The following is a 25,548-nucleotide window of genomic DNA, read 5'->3' as shown; positions in this document are numbered from 1 at the left end:
AAGGAAGGTATATGCCTTTACTGAGCTTCAATGCAATCGCCACCATTGTAACCATTGGAGTGCTGCTGGCGGTATTGATCAGCGACCGGGTGCGCCCGGTTTTTGCCTTCCTGGGAGCGGTGGGAGTTTTATTTCTTCTTCAGATTATTACTCCCTCTCAGGCTCTGAGCGGTTTTGCCAACCCGGTAATCGCCACCCTGGCACTGCTCTTTATTGTAAACAAGGCGGTGGAGAAGACCGGAATTATCGGCGATGCGGTCCGCTTTATCCGCACCGAGAAGACCTTCCGTTTTGAGACGGTGCTGATTTTCGTGCTCATGCTTCCTGTAGCCCTTTTCTCCTCTATTTTGAATAATACGCCCATCGTTCTTATGCTGGTTCCGGCGGTGAAGGGCTGGGCGCAGAAGCATGATGTGCCCAGCAGCAGGCTGCTCATACCGTTGAGTTACGCCGCCATTGTCGGCGGTATGTGGACCATCATCGGAACCTCCACCAATCTGCTGATCAACAACCTCTTTACCGATTACAGCGGGAACGGTCTGTTTTTCTTTGAACCGGGAGTTATTGGTGTGCCCCTGACCATTGCAGGTATTCTCTACATGATGCTGGCGGGCAGACATCTGCTTCCCTCCTATGAAGAACCGGGGCAGAGGCTGGCGGCTCACAGCGATGAATACCTGATCGAGCTGATGGTTCCCAAACGCAGTATTCTCTCGGGTATGACCGTGGAAGAGGCGGGGTTTAGAAACCTCCGGGGAGTGTATCTTGCCCAGATCTACCGCAAGGATCTGCTCTACGGACCTGTGGAGCCCGAGTTTCGCCTGAAAGAGGGTGACCGGCTGATTTTTGCCGGAGATGTGGAGGCCGCCGAAGAGTTGGCCCAGGAGAAGCATTTGGTTCCCGGAGATCCGAAAAGCTTTGCCTCCGATACCCGGGATATTCAAAACCGCCTGGTTGAGCTGGTTGTCCGGGACGATACCAAACTTCCCGGGCGCAGCATTAAACAGATGTCCTTCCGCAGCCGCTACGGTGCGGCGGTGATCGCCGTCCACAGAAAGGGTGAACGGCTCAGCGGCCGCATCGGCGATATGAAGCTGAAGCCAGGGGACAACCTTCTCATTCTCACAACGGATGATCGGGTTAAACAGCTTCGCCGGATTCCGGAATTTTATCTCCTGGACAGAACCCGTGAGGTAACGGTATTGAAAAAATGGCAGCGTTACCTGGTGTACGCCGGTACGGTAATTATGATCGCGTTGGCCGCCTTAAGTACCATGGGCTTTATTTTGGGTGTGGGAGGACGGCCAATGGGGCTGCTCCACTTTGCCGCCCTTCTGGTTGCCATCCTTTTCGCAACCCGAACCATCAATACCAGGGATATGAAGGAGGCGATCCGCTTCGATCTGCTGTTTATTATTGCCTCGGCCATCGGGATCTCCGTTGCCCTGGAGAATACGGGAATTGCCGATCGAATCGGCGAACAGATGTTCACCCTTTCACGGTTCTTCGGTCCCCTGGGCATTTTGGCGGTGGTGTTTATTATCACTAATATTATCACCGAGCTGATCACCAATAATGCGGCGGCTGTGCTTCTCTTTCCTATTGTTATGAGTCTCTCCCAAAGCATGGGAATCGATACCAGAGCTATGATCATGGTTCTCCTGGTTGCCGCGGGAAGCAGTTTTTCCACTCCCATGGGGTATCAGACCAATTTGATAGTTCAGAGTGCCGCCCAGTACCGGTTTCGGGATTTTCTCAAGGTGGGGCTTCCCATGAATGTGATCTCATTTCTTGTGACAATGTTCATGGTGGACATGCTCTATCTTTAACCGATAGAATGGCTTCATCAATAATAATTGAACCGGATTTACTATTTCTCCCGAGGGTGAACAGGATATATGACCAACAACCAGCATGAACCGTTCAGCGAAGAACTCATCTCCGCACTGCTGAAGATCAGTCTTGAGGCGGGTAAGGAGATCCTGGACGTGTATTCCCGGGATTTTTCCGTGGATATGAAACAGGACGACTCCCCGCTCACCGAGGCGGACCGCCGCTCCCACGCCGTAATTCAGCGGGGCCTGGAAAAGCTGACGCTGGCCGGGGATGCAGATTCCCAGGATGGCGATGAGAAGCTTCCTGTGCTTTCCGAAGAAGGGGATATTTCAGAGTACGGCTCGAGGAGAAACTGGGGGCGCTATTGGCTCATCGATCCCCTGGACGGAACCAAGGAATTTATCAAGCGTAACGGAGAGTTCACCACCAACATCGCCCTCATGGCCCCCCGGCCTTCGGGCGCAGGCGCTCCAGGGGCTCAGGATGCCGGCGCTCAAGGTGCTCAGGGTGCCGGCGCTCAAGGTGCTCAGGGTGCCGGCGCTGGTCCGGACTCCCCGGATGCCCCCCACGGGGTGTGGGAGCCGGTTCTGGGCGTGGTGTATGTACCGGTGCAGGATATTGCCTATATCGGGTGGAGGGACAGAGATGACGGCGACGGCAGTCCGGGTTCCGACGCTCCGGGTGCTGACGCTCCGGGTGCCGACGCTCCGGGTGCCGACGCTCCGGGACGGGCCTATCAGATCAACCGCCTGTCTGAGGGCGTGGACGCCTGGAGGACTCGAAGTGTTGCACTTGCCGTGTCCACCGAAACGGAAACCCTCTCCGGTCCGGGAACACAGCAGTCTCTCAGAGTGGTGGCAAGCCGAAGTCACCTGAATGAGGCCACCGAAGAGTTTATCGCCGGGCTCGAATCGGCGTATAATGGGGTTGAGCTCGCAAGTTTCGGCAGCAGTCTGAAGCTGTGCAAGGTGGCGTCAGGGGAGGCCGACGTGTATCCCCGTTTTGCCCCCACTATGGAGTGGGACACTGCGGCAGCAGACGCAGTGTGCCGGGCTGCAGGTCTTGGGGTGGTACAGGCTGAGAATCATCAGCCCCTGGAATATAACAAGGAAGATTTGCTGAATCCCTGGTTTCTGGTATACCGGGACCCGAGGATTCTGGAGCACTAAATACATCTGCTCTGCAACGATGACCGATCATACGGTATGAGCAGGGCGGCAAGGACAGTTCTATGAAAAAGTATCATCTGAATCATCTGCGATCACTGGAATCCGAAGCCATATATGTAATTCGGGAGGTGGCTGCTCAATTTGAACGGCCGGTAATGCTGTTTTCCGGTGGCAAGGATTCAATCTGCATGGCCCATCTGGCCAGAAAGGCCTTTTATCCGGGGAAAATTCCCTTTCCCCTCATGCATGTGGATACCGGTCACAACTTCGCTGAAACCATCGAGTTTCGGGATCAGTTCATTAAAGACTATGAGGCGAACCTGATCGTAGCCCACGTTCAGGATTCCATAGACTCCGGCCGGGTCAGCGAAGAAACCGGCCCCTACGCCAGTCGAAACTCCCTTCAGACTGTAACCCTTCTCGATGCAATTAAAGAGAATAAATTCGACGCAGCCATGGGCGGAGCCCGGCGTGATGAAGAAAAGGCCCGGGCGAAGGAGCGCTTCTTCAGTTTCAGAAACCGCTTCGGCCAATGGGACCCGAAGAGTCAGCGTCCCGAACTCTGGAACATATTCAACGCCCAAAAAAACATGGGTGAACACTTCCGGGTCTTCCCCATATCTAACTGGACCGAATTGGATGTGTGGAGCTATATCGCCCTGGAAAATATTCCCATGCCCAATCTCTACTTCTCCCACACCAGGAAGGTACTTATCCGGGACGGTGTGATTCTGGGAGACAGCGATGTAATTGAGAAGCTGCCCGGTGAAGAACCGGTGGAGAAGGAAGTCCGGTTCAGAACCATCGGAGATATGACCTGCACCGGCGGGGTGGAAAGTCCCGCCCGGAATGTTGAAGAAATTATTGCGGAAATCGCCGCCACCCGAACCACCGAACGGGGAGGCCGGGCCGACGACAAGCGGAGCGAAGCTGCAATGGAAGACCGGAAAAAACAGGGGTATTTCTAATGAGTTCAAAGACCAAAAATAACGATGAGCATAATCAGAGTTCCGCCGCTCAGGCTGCGGCCACTCAGCAAGCAGCCAACAAGAAAGCGGCCACTCAGGAAGCAGCCAACAAGAAAGCGGCCACTCAGCAAGCAGCCAGCAAGGCAGACGGGGCAACAAACACCGCAGGCGAACATGACGAATACAATATTGAAGAATACTTAAACCGGGAACTTCTGCGGTTTACCACAGCCGGAAGCGTGGACGACGGAAAATCCACCCTCATCGGCCGCCTGCTGTTCGACAGCAAAGCCATATTCCAGGATCAGATGGAACAGCTGGAGGCGTCCAGCCAGCTGCGTGGGGAAGAAGATGTGAACCTGGCCCTGCTGACCGACGGCCTGAGAGCCGAACGGGAGCAGGGTATTACCATCGATGTGGCATACCGCTACTTTTCCACCCCCAAGCGGAAGTTCATTATCGCCGACACCCCGGGACATGAGCAGTACACCCGGAACATGGTTACCGGCGCATCCACCGCGGATCTTGCAATAGTGCTTATCGATGCCCGCAAAGGGGTTCTCACACAGAGCAAGCGCCACGGATTCATTGCCAGCCTGTTGGGTATTCCCCATCTGGTGGTGGCGGTGAACAAAATGGATCTGGTGGACTGGTCCGAACAGGTGTTTAACGATATCGTCACCGACTATACCGATTTCTGCGATAATCTGGACATTGATGACATTGCCTTTATCCCTATCTCGGCCCTCACCGGAGACAATGTGGTGGATAAAAGCAGCAACATGGACTGGTACGAGGGACGCTCGGTGCTCCATCATCTGGAAACTGTTACCCTGGCCGGAGACAGAAACCTTGAAGACTTCCGCTTCCCGGTTCAGTATGTGGTGAGACCCCATCTGGACTTCCGGGGTTTTGCCGGGAGAATTGCTTCGGGTACGGTGAAGAAGGGAGATGCGATTACCGCCCTGCCTTCCAACAAAATCAGCACTGTTCAATCCATCGTCACCTACGAAGGGGAGCTGGATGAGGCCTTCGAAAGCCAATCGGTGATCCTCACTCTGGAAGATGAAATTGATATTTCCCGGGGCGACATGATCGTGAAAAGCGAGGATCTCCCCGAATCTTCCACCAATTTTGAAGCAATACTCTGCTGGATGGACGACGCCAACGATCTGTCTCTCTCCAACCATTACATTCTCCAACAGACCACCCGCAGGGTTCAGTCCTATGTGAATCGGCTGGAATACAATATCGATGTAAACGATCTGTCCCACGATCCCGCAGACAGTCTCACACTGAATGAAATCGGAGCGGTAAGGATCGAAACCGCACATCCCCTCTATTTTGATTCATACAGCCGCAACCGACAGACCGGCAGCTTTGTCCTCATCGATCCGGCAACCAACCTCACTGTAGCCGCCGGCATGATCCGCCACAGCGCACGGCAAATATCCGAGAATGGACCTGAAGTCCCGGGCGCAGCTGAGCGCAGCACCGTCAGCCCCAACGTGAAATGGGAAGACACCGACGTTAGCCTTGCCGCCCGGGAAGAACGGAACGGCCATAAAGCCCAGATTTTCTGGTTCACCGGTCTTTCAGGCAGCGGTAAAAGCACCATTGCCAAGGCCCTGGAAAAGCGGTTGTTTGCAGAAGGCCGACAGGTGGTGATGCTGGACGGCGATAATATCCGTCACGGACTCAACGGGGACCTGGGCTTCAGCGAAGCCGACCGACAGGAGAATATCCGCCGGGTGGGCCATGCCGCCAAACTCTTTTATGACGCCGGGTTCATTGTGCTGTGTACGTTTATCAGCCCCCGAAAAGCCATGCGTGATGATGTGCGCAGGCTCTTTCCCGAAGGACGTTTCAGAGAGGTTCATGTGAAGGTTGACTTGGAAGAAGCTAAACGACGGGATCCCAAGGGGCTGTACCAAAAGGCCGCAAACGGAGAAATTGAAAACTTCACCGGAATCCATCAGCCCTACGAGGTGAACCACGATGCGGAGCTGTTTGTGGATACCCAGAAGGTGTCGGTGGAGCAGGCGGTTACGATTCTCAGAGAGATGATTTGATGTATAATCAATTGAACTGGTATATCTCATGAAAAGGTGATATATTGCATTAACCAAATATTACTAATCTGAGTATCCAAGCTCTCACATGCGCGAAGCATCTTCAACGATATTTGGACAATGGAGGGCGTAATGAAGAAGATATTTCTGGCCGTTGTGGCAATCGGCATGCTGTTTGCCGTTTCATCCTGCAATCTATTCAATGGAGCACTGGGAAATGCGGCGAATTTCTTTCCTTTGGAAGACGGTTCAAGTCAGACCTACAATGTAGATCTGAGTTTCTGGGATTCAAACGGTATTAATGAAGATGATAGCATGGCGTTGAACGCGGATGTTACTATGACTGTTGCCGGCGAATCAGATGTTGAGGGTGTGCCCGGCATGCGCTGGCAGGTGAGCGCAGCGGAAATGAATGAGGCTGGAAGTTCCTCCACACAGGAAGATTTCGATGAATTCAATGATATCGCCCAGGGATTTTACATGTATGTTTCCAACAACCTGGGAGTAAGAGTTCATGGCGTATCCGGTGATTTTACATCCATCTATGAAGATACATTCGATAATGAAACAGATACCGAAGATATTTCTTTTAGCGCATTGTACTCTAACGGTCTTGAACTGCTTCCCCCCGAACTGGTCGAAGGTGCCGAGTCGCGATTTGCTCAAAGCTTTAGCAACGATGAGGTCGTGACCGACAGCAGCACTGGCGATGTGGTAGAAACCTCAGTAGATACCACCACTGTGGATATTATTCTTACTGTAGCTTCCGTGGATGATTCGGTAACCGTTCCCGCCGGTACATTTGATTCTGTGGTTAGGGTTGATGGAGTCTTCACTAACCTTTATAGCAGAATTCGAGATCACAAGACAGATGACAGCCAGGATTATGAAAACACTGAGGAATATACATACGAAGGGAGTATCTATTTTGCCAAAGGCATAGGGATTGTGAAGGCTGATTTTTCCAGTTCAAACGGAATGTCCGCCGAAGACAGATCGTTTGGTCCGAAAAGCTGGACGCTCGAGCTGAAATAATTATCTGTGAATTAAATACCCCGGCATTATGAGCCGGGGATTTTTTATGCTGATCCGGGCCTTTTCCAGGTGATCCGGCGAAAGTCGATTACATGGAACCGGGATCCTGCCGGAGCCGCCTGTAGATGAACCATACATTATCACATACACTCACCGCGTTAGTGGCAGCCCTCATTGTTGCTTCACTGGTTGTCATCAGCCTTAATGGACTGGATGTTTCCGGTGAGATCGGCTTCCCCGATACGGATGCGATCGGCACTTCAGAAGAGAATTTGGCAGAGCGTTTTAGCGATTACCGGCTCACCCGATTTCTCATTGAATATCCCGCAGATTCCGAAACTTCATCCCCATCCGGGGAATCATTGCGTTCTCTGTATTCTGTGCACGAAGCCCTTAAACAGGAATACAATGGATCAGATGTCCTTTCCGGTCCCATGATCATGGAACAATGGCATTCAAACGGCCGACTTTCGGAACAGTATTTTGTGGACAGGTACGATGAGTTTCTGAACAATATGCCTCGCTTGAGATCTCTTCTTCTCGGCTCAGGTGATGAATCCCATTGGTTGATACACGGCGGCGGTTCATCTGAAAAGCTTATTCAGATAATTGCCCCTCTACTCCCTCCGGATGCGACAATTACCGAGTATAGCTCGGATTACAGCACGGAGTTGCGGCGAAGCACAATTAAAAACGAGGCATGGAAGTTAATTGTTGCTGCAATGCTGTTCATTTTTCTCATCGAGCTGGTGATAACCAGGCGAATCCGTGATGCACTGAGCTTATGGATTGCTGCAGTTCTGCCTGGTCTTGTAATTTTGGCGCTTTTTTCCCTGAATTCCGTGCTTATTGATGTGTTCTCTCTGCTCGTACCCCTCCAGGTTTTTGTCATAGCAACATCCTACGGCATCCACGTATACCAGCATCGTCAGGCTCATCCCGAACTGAACAGCATCCACAGTCTCCAGCGCTTATGGAAAGTACTGTTTCTTGCAATGCTCACAACCTCCCTGACGGTGTTTGCACTGTTAACCGCTCGGGATCTCATACCAGGAAACCTGATCATCTATTTAATTTCGGGCATCGTCCTCTCATTTATTGTAGCTATAACCGTTCTCCCCCGTCTTTTTATCATTTTCCGGGTCACATTTACCTCCCAAAACAGGCAGACTCAACGGATTACTTCCGGTGATCCCCCGGGCAAAGTTCTGTATATATCGGCTGCTGCTCTCACGTTGCTTCCTCTCGTGTTGTTTTTCACCACTCCCGCATCTTTGAAAATAGGAATGGGCCCGGGGTATATTTTCAGAACAGGGAGTAGCGTTGAGATTCAGTTTCAGGAGTACATCAAGTCAACCGGGATCATCGATACCCTTACGCTGTATATTGACAGCGGCGAAGAGTACGGACTCATTGATCCTCAGGTTTACTCCGATATAAATGCCAAGCTATCCAAGCTGAGCTCACAAATTCCCGGTCTAAGTGTGCTTTCATACGTGGATTTGGTTGAAGCAGAGCTGGAGAGACGGTATCCGGGAGATGACAGTCTCACTGATGTTCGAATTGGTGAGAGCCTTGAGCTGCTCTACTCGTCTGAATACGGCAGCATGATGCCGCTGCTGATCAGCAGGGATTATCGCTATGCTCAGATACGCCTAGGATACCCGTACGCAGAGAAGAGGGAAGAGCTGTTCACCGGTCAAAGTGAGTTTTTGAAGCGTCTGCATGATGATTTTTCTCCGTATCTCCATACTATTACCGGAGGAATAAAGAATAAAGTACAACGGGCGGAGAAACTCCGGCGGATTTTAGTATGGTTTCCAATAGCCTTCTTCCTGTGTGTTTCTGTTTTATCGTTCATTCTGATTCCCCGAAAGCGGATGCTGCCGTTTATTTTGCTTCCCCCGGTCGGGGGGCTGTTGCTCATGTATATGACCGCCTACTGGTTTGATATGTATATCAGCCCCGGACATCTAATGATCCTCTGTATTTTTCTCGGTCTCAGTCTGGACGATATTGTCATCGTGGTTCTGGGGTATCTGGAGTACCGAAAGGAGCATGACAAGCCGAATGCGCTGAAAATGCTCCGTCGTTCGTATGGTGCGGCGGTGTTGAACACAACGGCCGTATTGGCCGCCGGATTCTCCGTGCTGTTACTTTCGGACCTTCAGCAGATTTTCGAAGCTGCACTTTTATTTATTCCATCCATTGTATATGTTACACTTCTCACCTATATCGTCCTACCGCCCCTTTTTCCCCGGCGGTTGGAATCGAGGTAAGAATGGTAAAATCCTACAAACTTTACATAATCGCAGCCATGCTCATGGTGTGTGTCGTCTTTTCGGTATCCGGCCAGACTGCCGAGGATGTGATGAGGAGTGCATATATTTTCGCCCCTGCGGACACGGCAGTGATGGAAATCGATATGCTCATGGAGGACGGCAGCAGTGAGAAACGCCGGACATTTTCCCTCCATTTGGACCAGGAGGGGCAGGGTGCCCGGCTGTTTCTTGGGGTTACCAGCCCTCCGTTTCTCCGGAATATGAAGTATCTGCATATTGATTCGGGGGACGGGTCGGTTCAGCAGTGGCTGGCAAGTTCGGCGGGTGTGGAGCGCATACCACCCGGAGCAGGCGATCGGCGAATATTTGACTCGGACTTCACCTCAGGGGATTTCTTTGTTGATACTTCCGCCGGGTATCGGATGGATTCCCGGGGAGGTGAAGGATTAACAGATCTTCCGTCGGATATTTCGGGTGCAGATGTTGTATCCGTTCAGCGCTTTTCCTCAGCCCATTCTTCCACAGCTTCCGCCGCGGATGTCTCTGAAGAGACGGTGGTGCAGCGTCTCTTTGTTCATGAGTCCAGCGGCCTGATTCTGGGAATTGATTTCTATGCAGTGTCAGGCGATGGCCGCGAAGATGGGACGGGCAGCGGGCAGCGGGAAATTGTAAAGCGCTACCGGGTGCTGGAAATCAGCGGATCCGGGGAGAAACCTGTGGCTTCGCTTGCAAGAATGGAAGATCTGAACCGGGGCAGTTCCACCGCTTTGCAGCTTCGGAATGTTGAACTGAATGCGGTCATTCCCCGCCGGATTTTTTCCCGGGGGAATCTTCAGTGACCGGACATCAGTTGAAACGGCAGTTGTTCACCCCTTGCCGCCCCCGTCGCCGCTCCCACTCCGGTTGCCGCTCCCGTTTCTGTATTCTCAGGCTTATTCTGACCGCACTGTTTCTGCCGTTAACCGGAGTATCTGCGCTGGATGTTGAGCTTGAGAGCAGCTCCACCATGGATGCCCGGGTCTTTATTTCCGGAGGAAGTTCAGGTTCCCAGGACTCCCAGCGGCTGCTGTTGTCCCAGGAACTGGGCTTCGGTCTGTGGTGGAGTTCATTCAGCATTGAGGTCACCCCGGAGATCGGGTTTTCCTATTGGAGTTATGCACCATCTTCACCGCTACATTACCTTCCGGTTTATGCTCCCGAGAAGGAGGGGCAGGAAGGTCAGAGGGGGCTCTACTTTAACTGGCGCGTGGATGAATGGAGTGCATCCTGGTATCCTTCGGGGAATTTCGAGCTCAGCCTGGGCCGTTTGGCCCATGGGCCTGGTGCGGCGCAGCTTCTTTCTCCAGTCAATGTGTTCACCCGCGGAAGTTTGGAGGCAATTCTCGGCTTGGAGAATCCGCTGTCCCGGGGAGTATTGCTCCAGGGCAGTTACTACAGTCCTGTGGGGTATTTCAAAGCCTCTGTTGAACCATTCCCGCCCACGATAATCGATATCCCGCCCGGTTCACCATATTTCCCGGCGAATCGTTTTCCTGAAGTTGTGGAAGATCCCCAGGGGGGTGAGGACCCTCCCCGGTATTTTCTTCAGGATATCCGCTATGTTCAGCCTTATGCAGCAGATTTCTCTCAGTGGAATTTTCTCCGGGATGTTTCTGCGGCCCTCGAATGGGGGAGCAGCTTTGGTCCGTTGGATGTGAATCTGCTCTATTATTACGGCCGGCCGGGGGATGAAAATTATATTCCGAAACTGGTGTTCTTTAATCCGGGAGTGGATGGATCAGAGTATCGGATTTACCTGACCCATATTACCAAGAGAAACCATAGTCTGGGAGGGGCGGTGAAGTACAGCGGATCTTCCCTGCAGATCTATTCGGATGTGCTGTTCAGCTTCAATAAGGCCTACCCGTCATCCCGGGAAGAGGATTACATCGGTGCCGATAGCCTCTATTTCAGCCCCCTCTCATTCCAGGGCGTTCTAGGATTCAATTATCGGCTTTTTCAGCCTTCTGTTGTGTTTTTCAGCGAATATCATCCCCATTGGAACAGCTCTCCGAAACCTGTTATGGAATCCATGTTTTCCGATCTGATTATCTCGGGAATCAGCTATATAAGCCCCGACTATCAGTTTCAAAGTACCCTGGGCTATGCGATTTCAGTGCAGGACTGGAGCAGCGTATTGGTTGCCGGGGCATCGTATACGCTTTTTGAGCGCTTGAAACTCAAGCTGAATCTACCGTTGTTCATTGGGCAGGACGGTGAGCTGTTCGGCGAATTTCCAAAAGGCTTGAGAATAGAGGCTTCTGCGGAGTACCGGTACTGATATATCGGGCGAAATACTGTATTATTGAGGCATAATGAACGGGCAAAACAGCGATGGACACAGTGCAGATGAACTGATGGAACTCAAAGAGCTCATACTCCAGCGAATACACGAGCTGGAGGATCAGCTTCCCTATCTTAATGAGGAAACCCAGGTGGTGAGTCCAAGCTGCAGCCTTGGGCGTCTGACCCGCATGGAAGCTTTAAACGACAAGGGTGTGAATGAACATATTCTGGGAGAGGCCAAGCGGAGTCTCGAGCGTCTGAACAACGCATTGAGCCGTGTTGAGGCCGGCACCTACGGAAAATGCATCCGCTGCGGAAAACCTATTCCCATGGGCCGGCTCAGGCTGGTTCCCGAAGCCCTCATCTGCGTACCCTGCTCTGAAAAACCCCGGCGAAAATAAACGCGGTTTGCATATCCCGGCGATGAGAACGCTCCTGCTCCAGCAGGGGTGTAGTGAGGGAGTGAACGGTTTCTGGCCGCGCCGTCAGTTCCTGAGGCTCACCAATGCATCCAGCAGAGCGGTGGGGACTAGGGGTTCGGGCTTAAAGAGTCCTTCTTCGGTGTTCACTTCTTGAGCGAGGCCCATGGGTACGCAGAAATGGGAAAAAAACAGGCTAATTACCCGTAAACGTAGATACCAGAGGGGCGAGTCGAAAGAATCGGCATCCTGGTCCGTTGCGTTTTTTAACGCTTCCCGGTACTCCGGTATATAGTTGGCCAGATGGAACGCCATCTGATGATCGTAGACCCTCTGTTCCGGATCCTGCTGAGCCAGGTATTTCAAGCCGTAGAGCAGCAGGGCCGATGTGCGGTGAATCCAGGTTTCATTGTTGGCGCTGAATCGGGGGTGGTCCTCCCAGGGATGGTGGTGAAACAGTGTTTTGAGTACCTGAAGGTGGATTTCCTTGAGTGCCTCAGAATTTGTGCCGGTCCGGGATATTCGGAACCCCTTGGGTTCGGTAACAAGAATACCGGCGCTCACAAAGACATTTCTCATCCGATGAAGCCACAACCAATCCGTTTCTTTGGAAATTTTCATGGCTTTTCCAAAGACGCGGCTTTCAGGTAATTCCTGAGCCAATTGTTTCACAATTGCGGGCTTGATGTAGCCTGCTGCAGTGGCGGGGATGAACCCTCCCGATTCAGATGCCTCCGTGAGTTTTTTGTACACACGGATTACCGGCGTATCGGTAAATTCCTCAGGATCAAGCCGGGAGAGGGTCTTCAGCGAAAGCAGTCCGTCGGCCTCCTCCAGCGGGGGCGTAGTGAGAGCGTGAACGGCTGCCGGAGGTAAATCGAACGGTCCCGGACTGTCATCCACCCCCATATTTGCCAAAGAGCGCTCAATCATCCGTTGAACATTCTCCACATCGCTGCGGGAAGCGCCGGTACGCTGCATAATCTGATCCAGGTCAGGCTCCCTACCGCTATTCCGGGCAGAAATCAGCTCACCGGATATGCTGTTGATGGTCTCCAAATCAACATTGAATTGGAGTTCCGGAGCATCTCCACCGGGGGAGGAGTGAGCCTTTTCACCGTCATGATCCTCGAAGTTGTCAAAATCATCAAAGTCGTCATCGTCATCTATCTCGTCTTCGAAGGCTTCTATGAGCAAATGCAGGGTATCGGTGGATGCATACCAGTCATCTGCATAACCGTATAATACGTAGTTGATATCCAGCATGGGCTGTTCAGGGAGCTGCACTAGGGTTTCAAGAAATTTGCGGATCTCGTTGTAGCTTTCCAGTGCAAGGCTCCGGAGAAAAACGGTTCCCTTGTGGATATAGAGCGTGCTCATATCCCCTGGCCGTTGGGGGTTCTCTATGCCCAGGCGGACGGCGGGTCCCAGCCCGGGTATTTCAGCGCTTCGAACATGGGGGTGAAGATTCTGCTCTTCCAATACCGCGGATATGTGTTCCGCTTCTGTGAGCAGCTGGTGGGTATCTTCGGGTGTTTTGGGGTGGTCGGCGCAGGAAGCGAACATGCCCATAGTGAATCTTGGGTTTTCCACCCTGGGCATCCCGGATAGTTGGATTAATCGGATCCAGGGTATGGGGTTGGATGCCATGCGGGTACTGAGAGGATATTCGGATTCCTTTCGTGCACCGGTTATTTGGCCGTTCTTCCGCTCTTTTGCGCTGATTTCCCCATAGTAGCGGAGGTCATTCATGCTTTGCAGCTGGGTAAGGGGAATAATGGGACCGTAGCTGTGCCAGCAATCCCCGGCTTTCCAGAAAAGGGAAAAGAATCTGACGTACCCCTGGGAATGGAGATCTCGAAGAGCGGGGGAATAGAGGGTGAATTCCGGCCAGGGTTCATCGGAGGGAAGGGATGAGGGTTGGGCGCCATGGGCTTTCATCTGGAAGAACGGGGTGTTTCCCTCCCGGGATTCAATATCAGCGGCCATAAAAATCCAGGGGATTTTTCGCCATACACGGGCGGTTTTCAGGGCATCATCACTGAGCTCATCTCCCCGACCCCGGAGGAATCCTCCGACATGTTTGGTAAATGTAAACAGGGCGCCGGCCACCAGCATCCCCATAATCAGATCCAGGCTCTGTTCGTCCTGGTTTTCATACAGATCTAGCTGTTTCAAATGCTTGAAATTACGATCGCCTATCCGTTTTCTCTGTGCGTAATCGAAAGCAGGCGGGAGAATCTCGTCCAACAATGTATGTGCGTAGCGTGCATCAGATTCAATCATATACCCATTCCAACTGGTTTTAGAAATATTGTCGAGCCCAAAAGCGGCATCGGCTGTAAATTGAGGCCTCATATATGCGAAAATATGTATCGGGATAAATCAGACGCCCCGTTTTTCCCGGTTATACGTACACAGGAGCTTGTTCCTGTGTCCAGACCGGAGTATATTCGGGGGAGAAGATGGCGGAAGCTAACATGACAGAGCAGGACTATCAGCAAATCGAAGCATATATCAAAGAAAATTTCTCACAATGGATTATTGAACAGGAGCAAAAGCTTAGTGCATCGGGTATATCTCCCCTGGCCGGTTTTGCCCTGAGTGAACGAATTGTCCGGGTCGAGGAAGAGCTGAAGCATCAATATGAAGCCATTAAAGATCTGCAAAAGAGCATGGACGCCCGCTTTTCCGAGCAACAAACACGATCGGATCAACGCTTTGCCGAAATGCAGGCTCAATCGGATAAGCGCTTCGAAGAGATGCAAACCTACATGGACCGGCGTTTTAACGACATGCAGACCCAAATGGACCGGCGATTCGAAGAGGTGGATAAACGCTTCGAACAGGTGGACCGACGCTTCGAGCAGGTGGACAGACGCTTTGAGCAGGTAGATAAGCGCTTTGAAGACGTTGAAAAGCGGTTTGAACAAATGGATAAACGCTTCGATGAATCCAACCGGAGATTCACGATTTTCTCAAGCATTCTTGCCCTGCTGATCGCCGCTGTACCGGTGGGTCTGGCCCTGGCGGGGTTGTAATGCCCGCTGCCATTCTGCGTGGAACACTCTGAAATCTATATGAAGGCAAACACCCAATTGCATACAATCCGGTCACAATTCTTTTCCCCCCAGATTTGGGAGCGGGGAGAGAATTATGCACGATTGGGAAAGGTAGAAGAATATCTCAGAAAACCGGATGGGGTTCAGTTCCGGGTGGCAGGCAGCGGTTCCGTACCCTACACTGTTTTTATCCATTCCTCCATTGAAGAGGGGATATTACATGCCAGTTGCAACTGTCCCTATGACGATACCTGTAAACATATGGCTGCGGCGATAATCACGGCCTTTCAGGAAGATATTTTTATAAGCGAGATGGATTCCTATGAAAGCGATGAAGCGGCTAGAGGTGATGAAAGCGATGAAGATGCTATAGGCTCTGAAGGCTATGAACGCGGGTCGTCGGACCATCCTGTTGTAAGAATGCTGGATTCAATTATTCGTCTCTCTTCACGTCTGGATCCGAAAAACGGGGCGGATCACAATGGGGATGCTGTCCGAACAGCGGAAAATGACCCTGGGGAGCTGAGGGGAAAACAGCGCAGTCAGGATGAGAAGCGATATACTCCCTGTATTCTGCTGGATAATCGGAGAGGAAAGATTGACGGCCGGCTGACTTCCTCCGTCAATTCGTTGCGAAGCGGCTGGTTTCTTGATTTGTATGGACAATATATCAAGCAGGATGCGAGGCCTGGGGCATACAGTCGCTGGAATCCGAAAATGAAACTCAGTACAGGGGCTCAGTCACATCAGCTTCTGTATCCACTTATTAACCAGGCGATGAACACTGAAGATCGGCGTTTCCCCGTTTCCGGATGGCTGCGAACCCTGTTCGATGAACATACACACGGCCGGAGTTCACCCCGGCTCATTATTCCGGTTCAGCAGGGATTTCAGGAGCTGACAGTATCTTCTCCGGAATGCATACGCGTTGAGTTCATTGAAGAGGGGGAAGTCAGCTACCCCAAGCTGGTTGTTGAACGATCGGGAATTCCCGCCTTCGAAAATTCTCATGGCGTCTACACTCCCCGCATCAGTTTTTTGTCTGCCGATGGCCGGGTAATCTCGGGCTGTCACAGACACTTTCTTTCGGTTATAAATGCAGGTCCGGATCTGTTTTTTCTGGATGGGTTGAATGGGGTTCTCTATGAGAGCGATTCTCTCGGAAGGAGCTCAGCCTGGGCTTCCACTGCCATGCCGGGAGGAGGGGGTGTTCAGGATGGAAGAGCGGCTGTTCAGGAAAATGAGGACGCGGTCCCGAATACGAGCCCTGGTGACAGCTTGCGTCAGATGTACACGGGGGAGATTCTTCAGCTTATCAGTTACAGCCCCGTTACCTATCGGGAGCCCGAAATTGAACTTCTCAAGGAAAAACTGAACTCTTTGGGTTCTCTTAAAGATATTGTTCATATACATGGACCCGTTCACCTGGCTTCTCTTCCCAGCGCCCAGCCCGAGTTCAGGCTCTATGTTGATTCGGGTTTTTCCCTCACCATGCGGCCCATGGTGAAGTATGCATCAGGAGAACTGCCGCCCATGGCAAAACGCAAACCCTGGGTGGAATTCTCGGGAGAACAGGGTGAGCTTCAGATGATCCCTGACTATGAGGCCGAGGCGGCTTTTGAAATGAGGGCTGAAAGCATAGCCGACGGCCTGGGAGCCGTAGTGGAATCCCGTTTTGGGGATGAATGCTACAATTTTGACGGCGTACCCCCGGATGAGCTCATGGAACAGATAGCGAATGAGTTTCTCCCGGATATCGATCGGGGTGAAACCAAATTATTTATAAACAGGAAGCCGGTACACTCCGGGGGAGCCATCCAGATAGAAGTCACTTCCGGAGTTGACTGGCTGGGGCTGCATGCCCGCCTGAGTGAAACAGATCCTGAGCAATCCGGCCATCTTGAGAATGAACGGCTATCCCAGTTTGAGGTTGACGGCTTGTGGAACGTCTTGAAGTCCCGGGGAGCGTACCGGCTCATAGATACCCAGCGCGTACGGGCCTGGCAGAAATTGAGGGAACTGGATCTGGACGGGGATTCACAAACTTCCGAAGAAGGCGAATTACGTATTCACCCCTTAGACGCCGAAGCCGGGGAATACATCCGCACGCTGCTGGAAGAAAACGGTCAGAGCGGGAGTGCCGCAGAAGGGACGGACCAGGACCATCTCAACAGCATTCTGAGTATGGCTGAGAGGGCGGAATGGGCGTTTACCACCACCGATGCACCGGGGGCGGCGGGGTTTCAGGCGGTGCTGCGGCCGTATCAGCAAACCGGGCTGGCATGGCTGCGGTTTTTGAAAAATCTGGGGGCAGGGGGAATCCTGGCGGACGACATGGGGCTGGGAAAAACCATCCAGGCCATTGGGATTTTGGCTGACTATCGGGATGAAGATGACCTGCGTCCCGCACTGGTGCTTGCACCTGTCTCCACTTTGGGCAACTGGGAGCGGGAAATTTCACGCTTTCTTCCCGATGAAACAGTTCATCTCCATGCGGGAAGCGGCAGGGGGGCACAGCTCCCAGGGAGCGGAACCGTTCTCTGTTCGTATCAGACCATGCTTCGGGACATCCAAATGTTCACCGCCCGGGAATTTTGCCTGAATATCCTGGATGAAGGGCAGCAGTTTAAAAATTCCCGAACCAAGCTGCACCGGGCTTTGAAGAAGCTGAATGCTTCCCAGACAATTATCCTCTCGGGAACCCCGGTTGAGAACAGCCTGCTGGACCTTTGGTCGCTCATGGAGATAGCTAACCCCGGTCTTCTATGGAAACGGGAGAGGTTCAAGCGCCGATTCGTGTCCAAATCTTCCGGAGCGGCTGCAATCGGGCAACTACAGCGCCGGATTCGTCCGTTCTTTCTCCGTCGAACCAAGGAGGAGATTTCCCTGGATTTACCGGAGAAAGAGGAGATGCTTATCAGCGTCCGCCGGGGGGACCAGGAACGATCATTTTACCGTAAACTTGAGCAGGCCTGTCGGCAGAAGGTTCTTGAGATTATGGCATCCATGGAAGCCCAGGAAGCTGGAATTGCCATTCTTCAAACCCTCATACATCTGAGGCAAGCGGCCATCGCTCCCCAGCTGGTTGGCGGGCCTGAAGTGTCGGCGAAACTTGACATGCTGGTGGAAAAGCTCCAGGAGGCATCCGGCGAAGGACACTCAGTCCTGGTCTTCAGTCAGTTTGTGAAGGTTCTCCAGCTGATCAGCGCCCGCTTGGATGCACGGGGCATGGATTACGCCTATCTGGACGGTTCGCTCTCCGCAAGCCGGAGAAATGAGCAGATCAGATTGTTCCAGGAAGACGAGAACAAACAGATATTTCTCCTCAGCCTCCGTGCCGGAGGAGTGGGAATAAATCTGACCGAAGCCGATTATGTATGCATTGTCGATCCATGGTGGAACCCTGCTGTTGAATCCCAGGCCATCGACCGCAGTCACCGAATCGGTCAAACCCGGCGGGTTCTGGCCATGCGCTTCATTGTTGAAGACAGCATTGAAGAGCGTGTGCGGGAGCTTCAGGAAAAAAAGCGCAGACTCACCGACGAGATCTTCGGCAGCGGCGAGTCATTGTTCAGCAATCTCGATCCCGAAGAAATTCTGTCCCTCTTTCGATCAGCCTCCCATAATGCTTCACCCAGCTGATTTCCCTATTCTAATATGGTACTATTTACTCAAAACTGAAAAACCGTGTATTTTGTTCACACAATAAGGCGGGTAACTGGTATGGGTAAAAACTCTATTGCCAACCGGACAATGAAAGCATTGAAACGTAATTCGGATATTCGTCTCGCCCTGCTGTTTGGATCCGCTGCAGCGGGAACCATGAATTCTGCATCCGATATTGATATCGCAATTGCCTTACATTCGGGTATTATGAGTGTTGAGACAAAAATTGACCTGTCAGTGGAGCTGGAAAAACGGCTGTCTAAAACCGTGGATATTATCGATCTGCTCAGTGCAGAGGGTCTCATCTTATGCGAAGCCGTAAGCGGAGAGGTGCTCATAGAAGAGGAAACGCTACGCAGCAGTCTATCTATAAAAGCTATGGATTTTCGTGAGAATCTTTTTCCGGCAGTACTAGAGGCGCAAAGGGATGCCCTGAAGGACTGGATTAATGAATAAAGAATTAATATACAGCAAGCTTGATTCCCTACGCAGATGCATAAAAAGAATTGAGGAAAAGCGGCCTGAGAGTATTGAAAAGCTTTCTAAGGATATGGACGCCCAGGATATTATTGTTCTGAATCTTGAGCGTGCGGTTCAGCAATGTGTTGATATCGCTGCTCACCTTGTAGTGAACAGCGGCTTGAGGGCTCCATCCAGCATGAGCGAAGGTTTTTCAGCCCTCGCAAATGCAGGTATATTGTCCGAGGATTCAGCCTTGCGGATGCGCAGAGCTGTAGGTTTTCGCAATGTTGCCGTGCATGAATACCGGGAAATGAATATTGCCATTCTGTATACCATTGTCACTACACATCTGAATGATTTTCGGGATTTTTCACATGCCGTAGTGGCGGAGCTGGATAAAATCTAAAATCATTAATGAATGCCCCAAAGAGTGTGGAAACTGCTCCGTTACAGTTAGGGCGCACCCAAATGCACTGAAACCATGCCAATCCACACAGCAGATCTATAAAATCTAAAACGCCACAATAATTTTTTATCATGGAAGAAATTCTGACTAAAAAGCTATAGTATTACCCGTAGAATATCTTATGATTTTTTCCTTAGGAGATTATGCATGTTCCGTACACCACGTTTTGTATTGTTACTCGCAGTTCTTTTTGCATCGGTCATGTCGTTGACCGCCCAAAACGGTTTTATTGAATATTTGGAAGGGGAAGTAACCCTGCAGAGAGGGGGGAATACCTTCGTGCCGAATTTCGGCGATGAATTGGAGCAGGGCGATATTGTAATCACCGGAGAAGACGGACTGGTGATTATCAATATTGATGATCGGGGACAGGTGAAGCTGCTTCCCGGTACTGAATTGGTCCTGGATTCGATTCAAGGTGATATTGCCGTGGAACTGAAAAGCGGCGCTGTGTTTTCCCGCCTTCACCGATTGGGAGGACGGAAGTTTGACCTCCGGGCCGGCTCCATGGTTGCCGGGGTCCGTGGCACCGAGTTCTTCACCCTCTTCGGGAAACAGGTGGACGACGAGCGGGATGTCTGGCTCTGCGTGAACGAGGGTGCGGTGGGCGTATCCATTCCGGAATTAGATCCGGAGAGCGAGACCTTGGTGAAAGAAGGGGAGGGGATCAATATTCTGGGCGGAAGAACCGTGACCGATCCCCGCTTTTATGAATGGACCACAGAGCTGAATTGGAATATGGATCCGAATGCGGGACCGGTTACAGACGGAACCCGAGCCGATGCCCTCTACGACGACCTTCTGGATATCGATTATGATTGATACATTACTCCCTCGATTCCTGCACCCGTTTAGCAAGCTGATGCTGATACTCGGCGCACTGCTGGTCCTCATTCCATCCGCCATCCTGGCGGACAATAATGTTCCCTCCGAGGTGGAAGAAAGTTCTGCCGAATTCGAATTCCGGGCGGTCATTGCCCCGGACACAGGACGGATCGATCCCTTGGTTGAGATCTCCACTGCATTTCAGCCGGACTCCAAGCCTTTGGGGCTGAGCTCTCTGACCGCCGGAGCCTACTTCCGGATCATTGATAATCTGAAGCTTGGGGCATTTTACCGCATGCAGCTGGGTGCCCGTCACGACGACGATTGGGTTTCCGACGGTGCGGGGGGCTGGAGCTGGGCGGACAGCGTTAACCGCCTGGAGCATCTGTTAATTGCGGATGCCACCCCCCGGGCTTTGCTGCCGTTTTTGCCCGGAAAGGACTGGGTCGGCTCTCTGAAAGCCCGCTACATCTACAACTTCTACAACGATCAGCAGACACTTTATCTCCGTCCCGGGCTCACCTATGTGCATATGGTCCGGCGCAGCCCGGTGTTTAACCTGACTCTGGCGTATGCAGCGGGTATGGGCATAAACTTTTCCAGCGGAGTCTATTCCCATGATCTGTATGCAAACGGTCTGTACCATCTCAGCGACGGGGTGAAACTGGAACTTCGTGTGGGCTGGAACCGCACTGCATGGGAGACCAGCGCCGACGGAATTGAAGCCGGACTGGACTACCGCTTCTCCCCTGATCTGTTCCGGGCTGGGGCGGGGATCATTTTTACCCCCTAGCATCTTTGCTAAATTTGCTTTTGAACCCGCTCTGAAATAGAAATGAAAAATAATCACCCGCTGCAGTCCCGACCCATTCTGCGGCGGGACTAATCGTCTAAATACTCCACCATTCTTGAATCCACCGCTTCAATATGGTGGAGCATTAAGTCCTTCATCTGACTCAGCAGCTGCTTTAGTTCCTGGAGGCTGTAGCTGTCAATGTCCATAATTACCGACTGAATATGCTTTCGTAATCTGATATGATGCCCGCTGTGCTCGTACACATAATCCCGGGGCATTCCCTGATCCTTCATGAACTGCTCTTCTTCCAGAAAATGCACCGAAGCATGCTTGTATATATCAATAATCACCGAGAGAAGACCCGCCTTGCTGGTAACCGTTGCGGCCCCATCCATGGTGCGGATTATCTCTGCATGTGCGTCGTCTATTTTCGGATTGTCCACCTTGGTAAACTTCCGGTTTTCATTAGTCATATTACCATTTTACTCAAGAAAGCCGGGGAATTCATGCTGCTGTTCAGAAAATCCCCCAAATTTAGGAAATAATGCGTGAACAGCAGCATTCCGGGAAGCAAGAGGGGTTTGTCATGCCCCCCGAAGCTCCTTCGCCGCAGCAACCATGGCCTCCAGCGCCGGCTTTGCCTCATCCCAGTTTCTGGTTTTCAGACCGCAGTCGGGGTTTACCCAGAGCTCCCTGGGGTCAAGATGGGCCAGAGCCCGGTCAACCCGGGTGCGTATCTCCCGGGTCTCGGGAACCAGCGGGCTGTGGATATCGTAGACCCCGGGGCCCAGGCCTTTGGCGTAGCCTTTCTTTGCCAGTTCGCCGAACAGCTCTCCCTGTGAGCGGCTTGTCTCAATGCTGATCACGTCGGCGTCCATGGCATCGATCCCCTCGAAAATACTGTTGAAATCCGAGTAACACATGTGGCTGTGAATCTGCGTACCATCCTTCACCCCCGCATGGCTTAAGCGGAAAGCTTGGGCACCCCACTCCAGCGCCCGGGGCCACATCCGCTGCTTTAGGGGCAGCACTTCCCGGAAGGCCGGCTCATCAATCTGGATTATTGATATGCCGTTAGCCTCCAGCTCCAGCACTTCTTCCCGAAGGGCCAGGGCAATATTGTAGGCGATCTTCTCCGGCGGAGTGTGGGGGGGAACAAACGACCATTTCAAAATTGTCACCGGCCCGGTGAGCATCCCTTTTACCGGTTTGTCAGTCAGGCTCTGGGCATAACTGATCCATTTCCAGCCCAGATCCGGGCTTCGCCGTACCGATGAATGGATTACCGGCGGCTTCACGCAGCGGCTTCCGTAGGACTGCACCCAGCCGGACTTGCTGGTCCATACTCCCTCCAGGCGGTCTGCAAAGAAGCTCACCATGTCCGAGCGTTCCGGTTCGCCGTGCACCAGCACATCCAGACCGATCTCCTCCTGCAGACGGATATTCCGCTCGATTATTTCCATAATCCGGTTCTCATATGCGGAATTATCGATCTCTCCCCGCTTCCAGGACAGGCGCAGCTTCCGAATATCCGAAGTTTGGGGAAAGGAACCGATGGTGGTGGTTGGAAGCGCAGGGAGCTTCAGGGCTTCCTGCTGAATATTCTGCCGCTCACGGAAAGAGCTGCGCCGGCTTTGCAGAAGTTCCTCCAGGTTGTCCCCTTCAGTCTCGGCCCATGGGATCCCGGTGGATCCTGGGCCAACGAAAGGGCCAGAAGAGGGGCCAGAGAAAGAGCCAGAGAAAGAGCCAGAAGAGGGGCCAGAAGAGGAGCCAGAGAAAGAGCCAGAGGAGGAGCCAGAAGAGGGGCCAGAAGAGGGGCCAGAGAAAGATGTGGAATCGGATACCGAGTCCGGGGCTCGAAGTTTTTCCAGGGCAGCGCCCAGTTTCCCCAGGTCGGCCAGCTTTTCCACGGTGAAACCCAATACGCCCTGCAGTTCCCGGGGAAGCGTTTCACCTTCTATGCTCCAAGGAAGATGTAGAAGGGAGCATGAGGGGGCCAGCCACAGGCGGTCGGGTTCGGATGCCCGGTCCCGGCTGCGCAGGGGTGCCAGCTTTTTCTTCAGTTGCGCCTTCAATTCCGCCGCAAGAACTTCAGGGTCCTCCCGCCAGGGACTGCGGCCGTTCACTACGCCCAGGCTTAACACCTGGTCGGGATTGAGGCGATCAATCAGCCTGGGCAGCAGTTGACGATTTTTCTCGTAATCCAAGTGGATGCCGTCCACCGGCAGCTTCAGCACGGTATCCAGCTCTTCTTCGATGCTTTCAAAGTAGGTGGTAAGCAGGAGTTTGGGAAATCGGCTGGCTGTACCGTTTGCTTCTGGAGCGCTGCCGGCAGCTCCTGTGTCGCCTGAGCCTCCGGTGCTGGTTACCTCTGGAGCGCGGCCGGCGCCGTTTCCGTTGCCCGGGTTGCCGACGGCGGGGGTGTGGGGGCTTGCTTCACTAAGCCTTTCATACGCCCGGGTGAATGCATTGCGCCAGCTATCATTCAGAGTATCCAGAACAAGGATCGGCTCATCGATTTGTACCCATTCAACCCCTTCGGCTGAAACCTGTTCCAGAATACTGCGGTATGCAGCGATAAGCTCATCCAGCTTTTCTAGTTTTGCCGCTTCATGGCCATGTTCGTTCTCCGTGGAAAGCTTCGATCGGCTGAGATGCAGATAGCTCACCGGGCCCAAAAGCTCTAGTTTGGGGGTAAAGCCTGCCTCCACCGCTTCACGAATTTGTGACAGCAGATCGTCTGTCCGGGGAGTGAAGACGGTTGCAGCATCGATTTCGGGAACAATATAGTGATAATTGGTGTCGAACCATTTGGTCATTGCCGAGGGTTCGATGTGCTGCTGGGTGAGTCCCCTGGCCACACCGAAGTAGCGGTCCAGGCGGGACGCTGCGTCGGCCTTCTCAAATCGTTGGGGGAGATGGCCCAGCAAAAACGATGTATCCAGTACATGGTCGTAGAAGCTGAAATCCCCCACGTTCACCATGCTCAGTCCTGACGATGCCTGCAGCTTCCAGTTTTCCATGCGGATATTTCGGCCCTGCCGCTCCAACTCTTCTCGGTCAATTCTTCCCTTCCAGTACGATTCAAGGGCACGCTTCAGTTCTCGGTTTTTTCCGATCCTGGGAAGTCCCAGGCTATGCAGGGTAACGCTCATCTGTATCCTCCTGATTCATTATTACAGGATGAACAATATCAAAATTAAATGATGAAAAAAATTGATATTATATTATATATCAATTACAAATATTTATATGTATACAGTAGAACGGCAGCATTTGGAAATCCTGGAGGCTCTCACCCGGGAAGGGACATTATCCCGGGCGGCGGAAGTGCTTGCGTTGAGCCAGCCTGCGCTCACCCACAGCATCCGTCGGCTGGAAGAGCAGCTGGGGCTTCGGATATGGGAGCGTCAGGGGCGGCGCATTGTGCTCACCCGAAGCGGACAGTCGGTGCTCAGATCTGCGGGACAAATTCTGCCCAGATTCAGAAAACTGGAGGAAGAGCTGGAAAACCACCGCTCGGGTGTGGCGTCCTCGCTGATTATCGGGGTGGAGTGTCATCCCTGCTATCAGTGGCTGCTTCAGAGCCTCAAGCGATTTTTGGCCCGGTTTCCCGGCACGGACACCCGGATAGACCGGGAGTTCCAGTTTGCCGCCATGGACGCCCTGCTGCATCATAAAATTGATCTCTTAATAACCCCCGATCCCTATGAGCTAAAAACCCTGAGCTTTCATCCCCTGAAGAACTACGAGCTGCGGCTGGTGCTTCCCTCCGGACATCATCTTGCAACTCAGGATCAGATCCGGCCTGCCGATCTATCTGACCAGCTGCTTCTCAGCTATCCTGTGGAAATTACCCGGCTGGATATTTACACCCGTTTTCTTATCCCCTCGGGACAGATGCTTCCCCGGCGGAGGGAGCTGGACAGCCATGAGATGATGCTTCTTCTGGTTGAAGCTGGGCGGGGAATCACCGTCATGCCCGACTGGCTCATCCCTGAATCGGAAGGAATTGTCAGCCGCCGCATCGGAGAACACGGTCTGCACAAGGTGCTCAGTGCGGGCGTGCGGAAGGAGGATGAAGCCAGGGAAGACATCTCGGGATTCCTGCAACTAGCAGCTGAAAATGGTTAAGGTCTGGAAGGGCGGGGATGCTGGATGCGGC

19 protein-coding genes are annotated in these 25,548 nt (G+C 52.6%); 16 read left to right on the top strand and 3 right to left on the bottom strand.

From position 1 onward, the window contains the following. The first annotated feature begins 11 nt into the window (after nt 1-11). The 9 genes from AC52PS_RS02375 (at nt 12) to AC52PS_RS02335 (ending at nt 12,088) form a co-directional block, all read left to right on the top strand. Nucleotides 12-1,829, top strand: coding sequence for an SLC13 family permease (locus AC52PS_RS02375; RefSeq protein ID WP_495561428.1), 1,818 nt, complete (start codon nt 12-14; stop codon nt 1,827-1,829). A gap of 69 nt (nt 1,830-1,898) precedes the next feature. After that, nucleotides 1,899-3,005: a 3'(2'),5'-bisphosphate nucleotidase CysQ family protein gene (locus tag AC52PS_RS02370; protein ID WP_495561427.1), complete on the top strand. Its 1,107-nt coding sequence runs from the start codon at nt 1,899-1,901 to the stop codon at nt 3,003-3,005. Nucleotides 3,006-3,067: 62 nt separating this feature from the next. After that, a complete protein-coding gene (gene cysD, locus AC52PS_RS02365) occupies nt 3,068-3,973 on the top strand; it encodes a sulfate adenylyltransferase subunit CysD (protein WP_495561426.1) in 906 nt (301 codons plus the stop codon). Then, a complete protein-coding gene (gene cysN, locus AC52PS_RS02360) occupies nt 3,973-6,045 on the top strand; it encodes a sulfate adenylyltransferase subunit CysN (protein ID WP_495561425.1) in 2,073 nt (690 codons plus the stop codon). Before cysD ends, cysN begins: the two co-directional genes overlap by 1 nt. A gap of 132 nt (nt 6,046-6,177) precedes the next feature. Then, on the top strand, nt 6,178-7,080 hold the full coding sequence (locus AC52PS_RS02355) for a hypothetical protein (protein WP_495561424.1): 903 nt from the start codon (nt 6,178-6,180) through the stop codon (nt 7,078-7,080). A 125-nt stretch (nt 7,081-7,205) separates the two neighbouring features. Further along, nucleotides 7,206-9,359 (top strand): RND transporter family protein, encoded by a 2,154-nt coding sequence (locus AC52PS_RS02350; protein ID WP_495561423.1) that lies wholly within the window; start codon nt 7,206-7,208, stop codon nt 9,357-9,359. 2 nt (nt 9,360-9,361) lie between these two features. Next, on the top strand, nt 9,362-10,201 hold the full coding sequence (locus tag AC52PS_RS02345; protein ID WP_495561422.1) for an outer membrane lipoprotein-sorting protein: 840 nt from the start codon (nt 9,362-9,364) through the stop codon (nt 10,199-10,201). Continuing rightward, a complete protein-coding gene (locus tag AC52PS_RS02340) occupies nt 10,198-11,682 on the top strand; it encodes a hypothetical protein (protein WP_495561421.1) in 1,485 nt (494 codons plus the stop codon). The genes AC52PS_RS02345 and AC52PS_RS02340 overlap by 4 nt, the downstream gene beginning before the upstream one ends. 34 nt (nt 11,683-11,716) lie before the next feature. Then, nucleotides 11,717-12,088 (top strand): TraR/DksA family transcriptional regulator, encoded by a 372-nt coding sequence (locus AC52PS_RS02335; RefSeq protein WP_495561420.1) that lies wholly within the window; start codon nt 11,717-11,719, stop codon nt 12,086-12,088. Nucleotides 12,089-12,172: 84 nt separating this feature from the next. Here AC52PS_RS02335 and AC52PS_RS02330 read toward each other — a convergent pair whose 3' ends face one another. After that, entirely contained in the window at nt 12,173-14,392 is a 2,220-nt protein-coding gene (locus AC52PS_RS02330; protein ID WP_495561419.1) for a hypothetical protein, read from the bottom strand. Nucleotides 14,393-14,571: 179 nt separating this feature from the next. Between AC52PS_RS02330 and AC52PS_RS02325 the strand changes: the two genes are divergently transcribed. From AC52PS_RS02325 to AC52PS_RS02300, 6 genes are all read left to right on the top strand, one after another. Next, a complete protein-coding gene (locus AC52PS_RS02325; protein WP_495561418.1) occupies nt 14,572-15,147 on the top strand; it encodes a hypothetical protein in 576 nt (191 codons plus the stop codon). Nucleotides 15,148-15,186: 39 nt separating this feature from the next. Then, nucleotides 15,187-18,810: a DEAD/DEAH box helicase gene (locus tag AC52PS_RS02320; protein WP_495561417.1), complete on the top strand. Its 3,624-nt coding sequence runs from the start codon at nt 15,187-15,189 to the stop codon at nt 18,808-18,810. Nucleotides 18,811-18,891: 81 nt separating this feature from the next. Next, nucleotides 18,892-19,290: a type VII toxin-antitoxin system MntA family adenylyltransferase antitoxin gene (gene mntA, locus AC52PS_RS02315; RefSeq protein ID WP_495561416.1), complete on the top strand. Its 399-nt coding sequence runs from the start codon at nt 18,892-18,894 to the stop codon at nt 19,288-19,290. Further along, nucleotides 19,283-19,702: a type VII toxin-antitoxin system HepT family RNase toxin gene (gene hepT, locus AC52PS_RS02310; RefSeq protein WP_495561415.1), complete on the top strand. Its 420-nt coding sequence runs from the start codon at nt 19,283-19,285 to the stop codon at nt 19,700-19,702. Before mntA ends, hepT begins: the two co-directional genes overlap by 8 nt. A 207-nt stretch (nt 19,703-19,909) precedes the next feature. Next, nucleotides 19,910-20,584 carry a FecR family protein gene (locus AC52PS_RS02305; protein WP_495561414.1) on the top strand — a complete coding sequence of 225 codons (675 nt, stop codon included), beginning with the start codon at nt 19,910-19,912 and terminating at the stop codon, nt 20,582-20,584. After that, the gene (locus AC52PS_RS02300; protein ID WP_495561413.1) at nt 20,577-21,380 is read left to right on the top strand and encodes a hypothetical protein; all 804 of its coding nucleotides are present in this window, start codon (nt 20,577-20,579) and stop codon (nt 21,378-21,380) included. The genes AC52PS_RS02305 and AC52PS_RS02300 overlap by 8 nt, the downstream gene beginning before the upstream one ends. A gap of 89 nt (nt 21,381-21,469) precedes the next feature. On the opposite strand, the gene AC52PS_RS02295 is transcribed toward AC52PS_RS02300, so the two are convergent. Beyond that, complete coding sequence (locus AC52PS_RS02295) at nt 21,470-21,856, bottom strand: hemerythrin domain-containing protein (RefSeq protein WP_495561412.1); 387 nt, start codon at nt 21,854-21,856, stop codon at nt 21,470-21,472. 111 nt (nt 21,857-21,967) lie between these two features. Next, entirely contained in the window at nt 21,968-24,538 is a 2,571-nt protein-coding gene (gene metE / locus AC52PS_RS02290) for a 5-methyltetrahydropteroyltriglutamate--homocysteine S-methyltransferase (RefSeq protein ID WP_495561411.1), read from the bottom strand. Between the two features lie 97 nt (nt 24,539-24,635). On the opposite strand from metE, the gene AC52PS_RS02285 reads away from it, so the two are divergent. Further along, nucleotides 24,636-25,517 (top strand): LysR family transcriptional regulator, encoded by an 882-nt coding sequence (locus AC52PS_RS02285; RefSeq protein WP_495561410.1) that lies wholly within the window; start codon nt 24,636-24,638, stop codon nt 25,515-25,517. Nucleotides 25,518-25,548: the final 31 nt, after the last annotated feature.

This window comes from Salinispira sp., from assembly GCF_059431795.1.
Note: the sequence above shows the minus strand (reverse complement) of the source record. Positions and strands in the feature narration are given on the sequence as shown.

Bases quoted from the DNA above. Each gene is read 5' to 3' on its own strand.
- AC52PS_RS02375 (WP_495561428.1), top strand. From the start codon at position 12: ATGCCTTTACTGAGCTTCAATGCAATCGCCACCATTGTAACCATTGGA.
- AC52PS_RS02370 (WP_495561427.1), top strand. From the start codon at position 1,899: ATGACCAACAACCAGCATGAACCGTTCAGCGAAGAACTCATCTCCGCA.
- cysD (WP_495561426.1), top strand. From the start codon at position 3,068: ATGAAAAAGTATCATCTGAATCATCTGCGATCACTGGAATCCGAAGCC.
- cysN (WP_495561425.1), top strand. From the start codon at position 3,973: ATGAGTTCAAAGACCAAAAATAACGATGAGCATAATCAGAGTTCCGCC.
- AC52PS_RS02355 (WP_495561424.1), top strand. From the start codon at position 6,178: ATGAAGAAGATATTTCTGGCCGTTGTGGCAATCGGCATGCTGTTTGCC.
- AC52PS_RS02350 (WP_495561423.1), top strand. From the start codon at position 7,206: ATGAACCATACATTATCACATACACTCACCGCGTTAGTGGCAGCCCTC.
- AC52PS_RS02345 (WP_495561422.1), top strand. From the start codon at position 9,362: ATGGTAAAATCCTACAAACTTTACATAATCGCAGCCATGCTCATGGTG.
- AC52PS_RS02335 (WP_495561420.1), top strand. From the start codon at position 11,717: ATGAACGGGCAAAACAGCGATGGACACAGTGCAGATGAACTGATGGAA.
- AC52PS_RS02330 (WP_495561419.1), bottom strand. From the start codon at position 14,392: ATGATTGAATCTGATGCACGCTACGCACATACATTGTTGGACGAGATT.
- AC52PS_RS02325 (WP_495561418.1), top strand. From the start codon at position 14,572: ATGGCGGAAGCTAACATGACAGAGCAGGACTATCAGCAAATCGAAGCA.
- AC52PS_RS02320 (WP_495561417.1), top strand. From the start codon at position 15,187: ATGAAGGCAAACACCCAATTGCATACAATCCGGTCACAATTCTTTTCC.
- mntA (WP_495561416.1), top strand. From the start codon at position 18,892: ATGGGTAAAAACTCTATTGCCAACCGGACAATGAAAGCATTGAAACGT.
- hepT (WP_495561415.1), top strand. From the start codon at position 19,283: ATGAATAAAGAATTAATATACAGCAAGCTTGATTCCCTACGCAGATGC.
- AC52PS_RS02305 (WP_495561414.1), top strand. From the start codon at position 19,910: ATGTTCCGTACACCACGTTTTGTATTGTTACTCGCAGTTCTTTTTGCA.
- AC52PS_RS02300 (WP_495561413.1), top strand. From the start codon at position 20,577: ATGATTGATACATTACTCCCTCGATTCCTGCACCCGTTTAGCAAGCTG.
- AC52PS_RS02295 (WP_495561412.1), bottom strand. From the start codon at position 21,856: ATGACTAATGAAAACCGGAAGTTTACCAAGGTGGACAATCCGAAAATA.
- metE (WP_495561411.1), bottom strand. From the start codon at position 24,538: ATGAGCGTTACCCTGCATAGCCTGGGACTTCCCAGGATCGGAAAAAAC.
- AC52PS_RS02285 (WP_495561410.1), top strand. From the start codon at position 24,636: ATGTATACAGTAGAACGGCAGCATTTGGAAATCCTGGAGGCTCTCACC.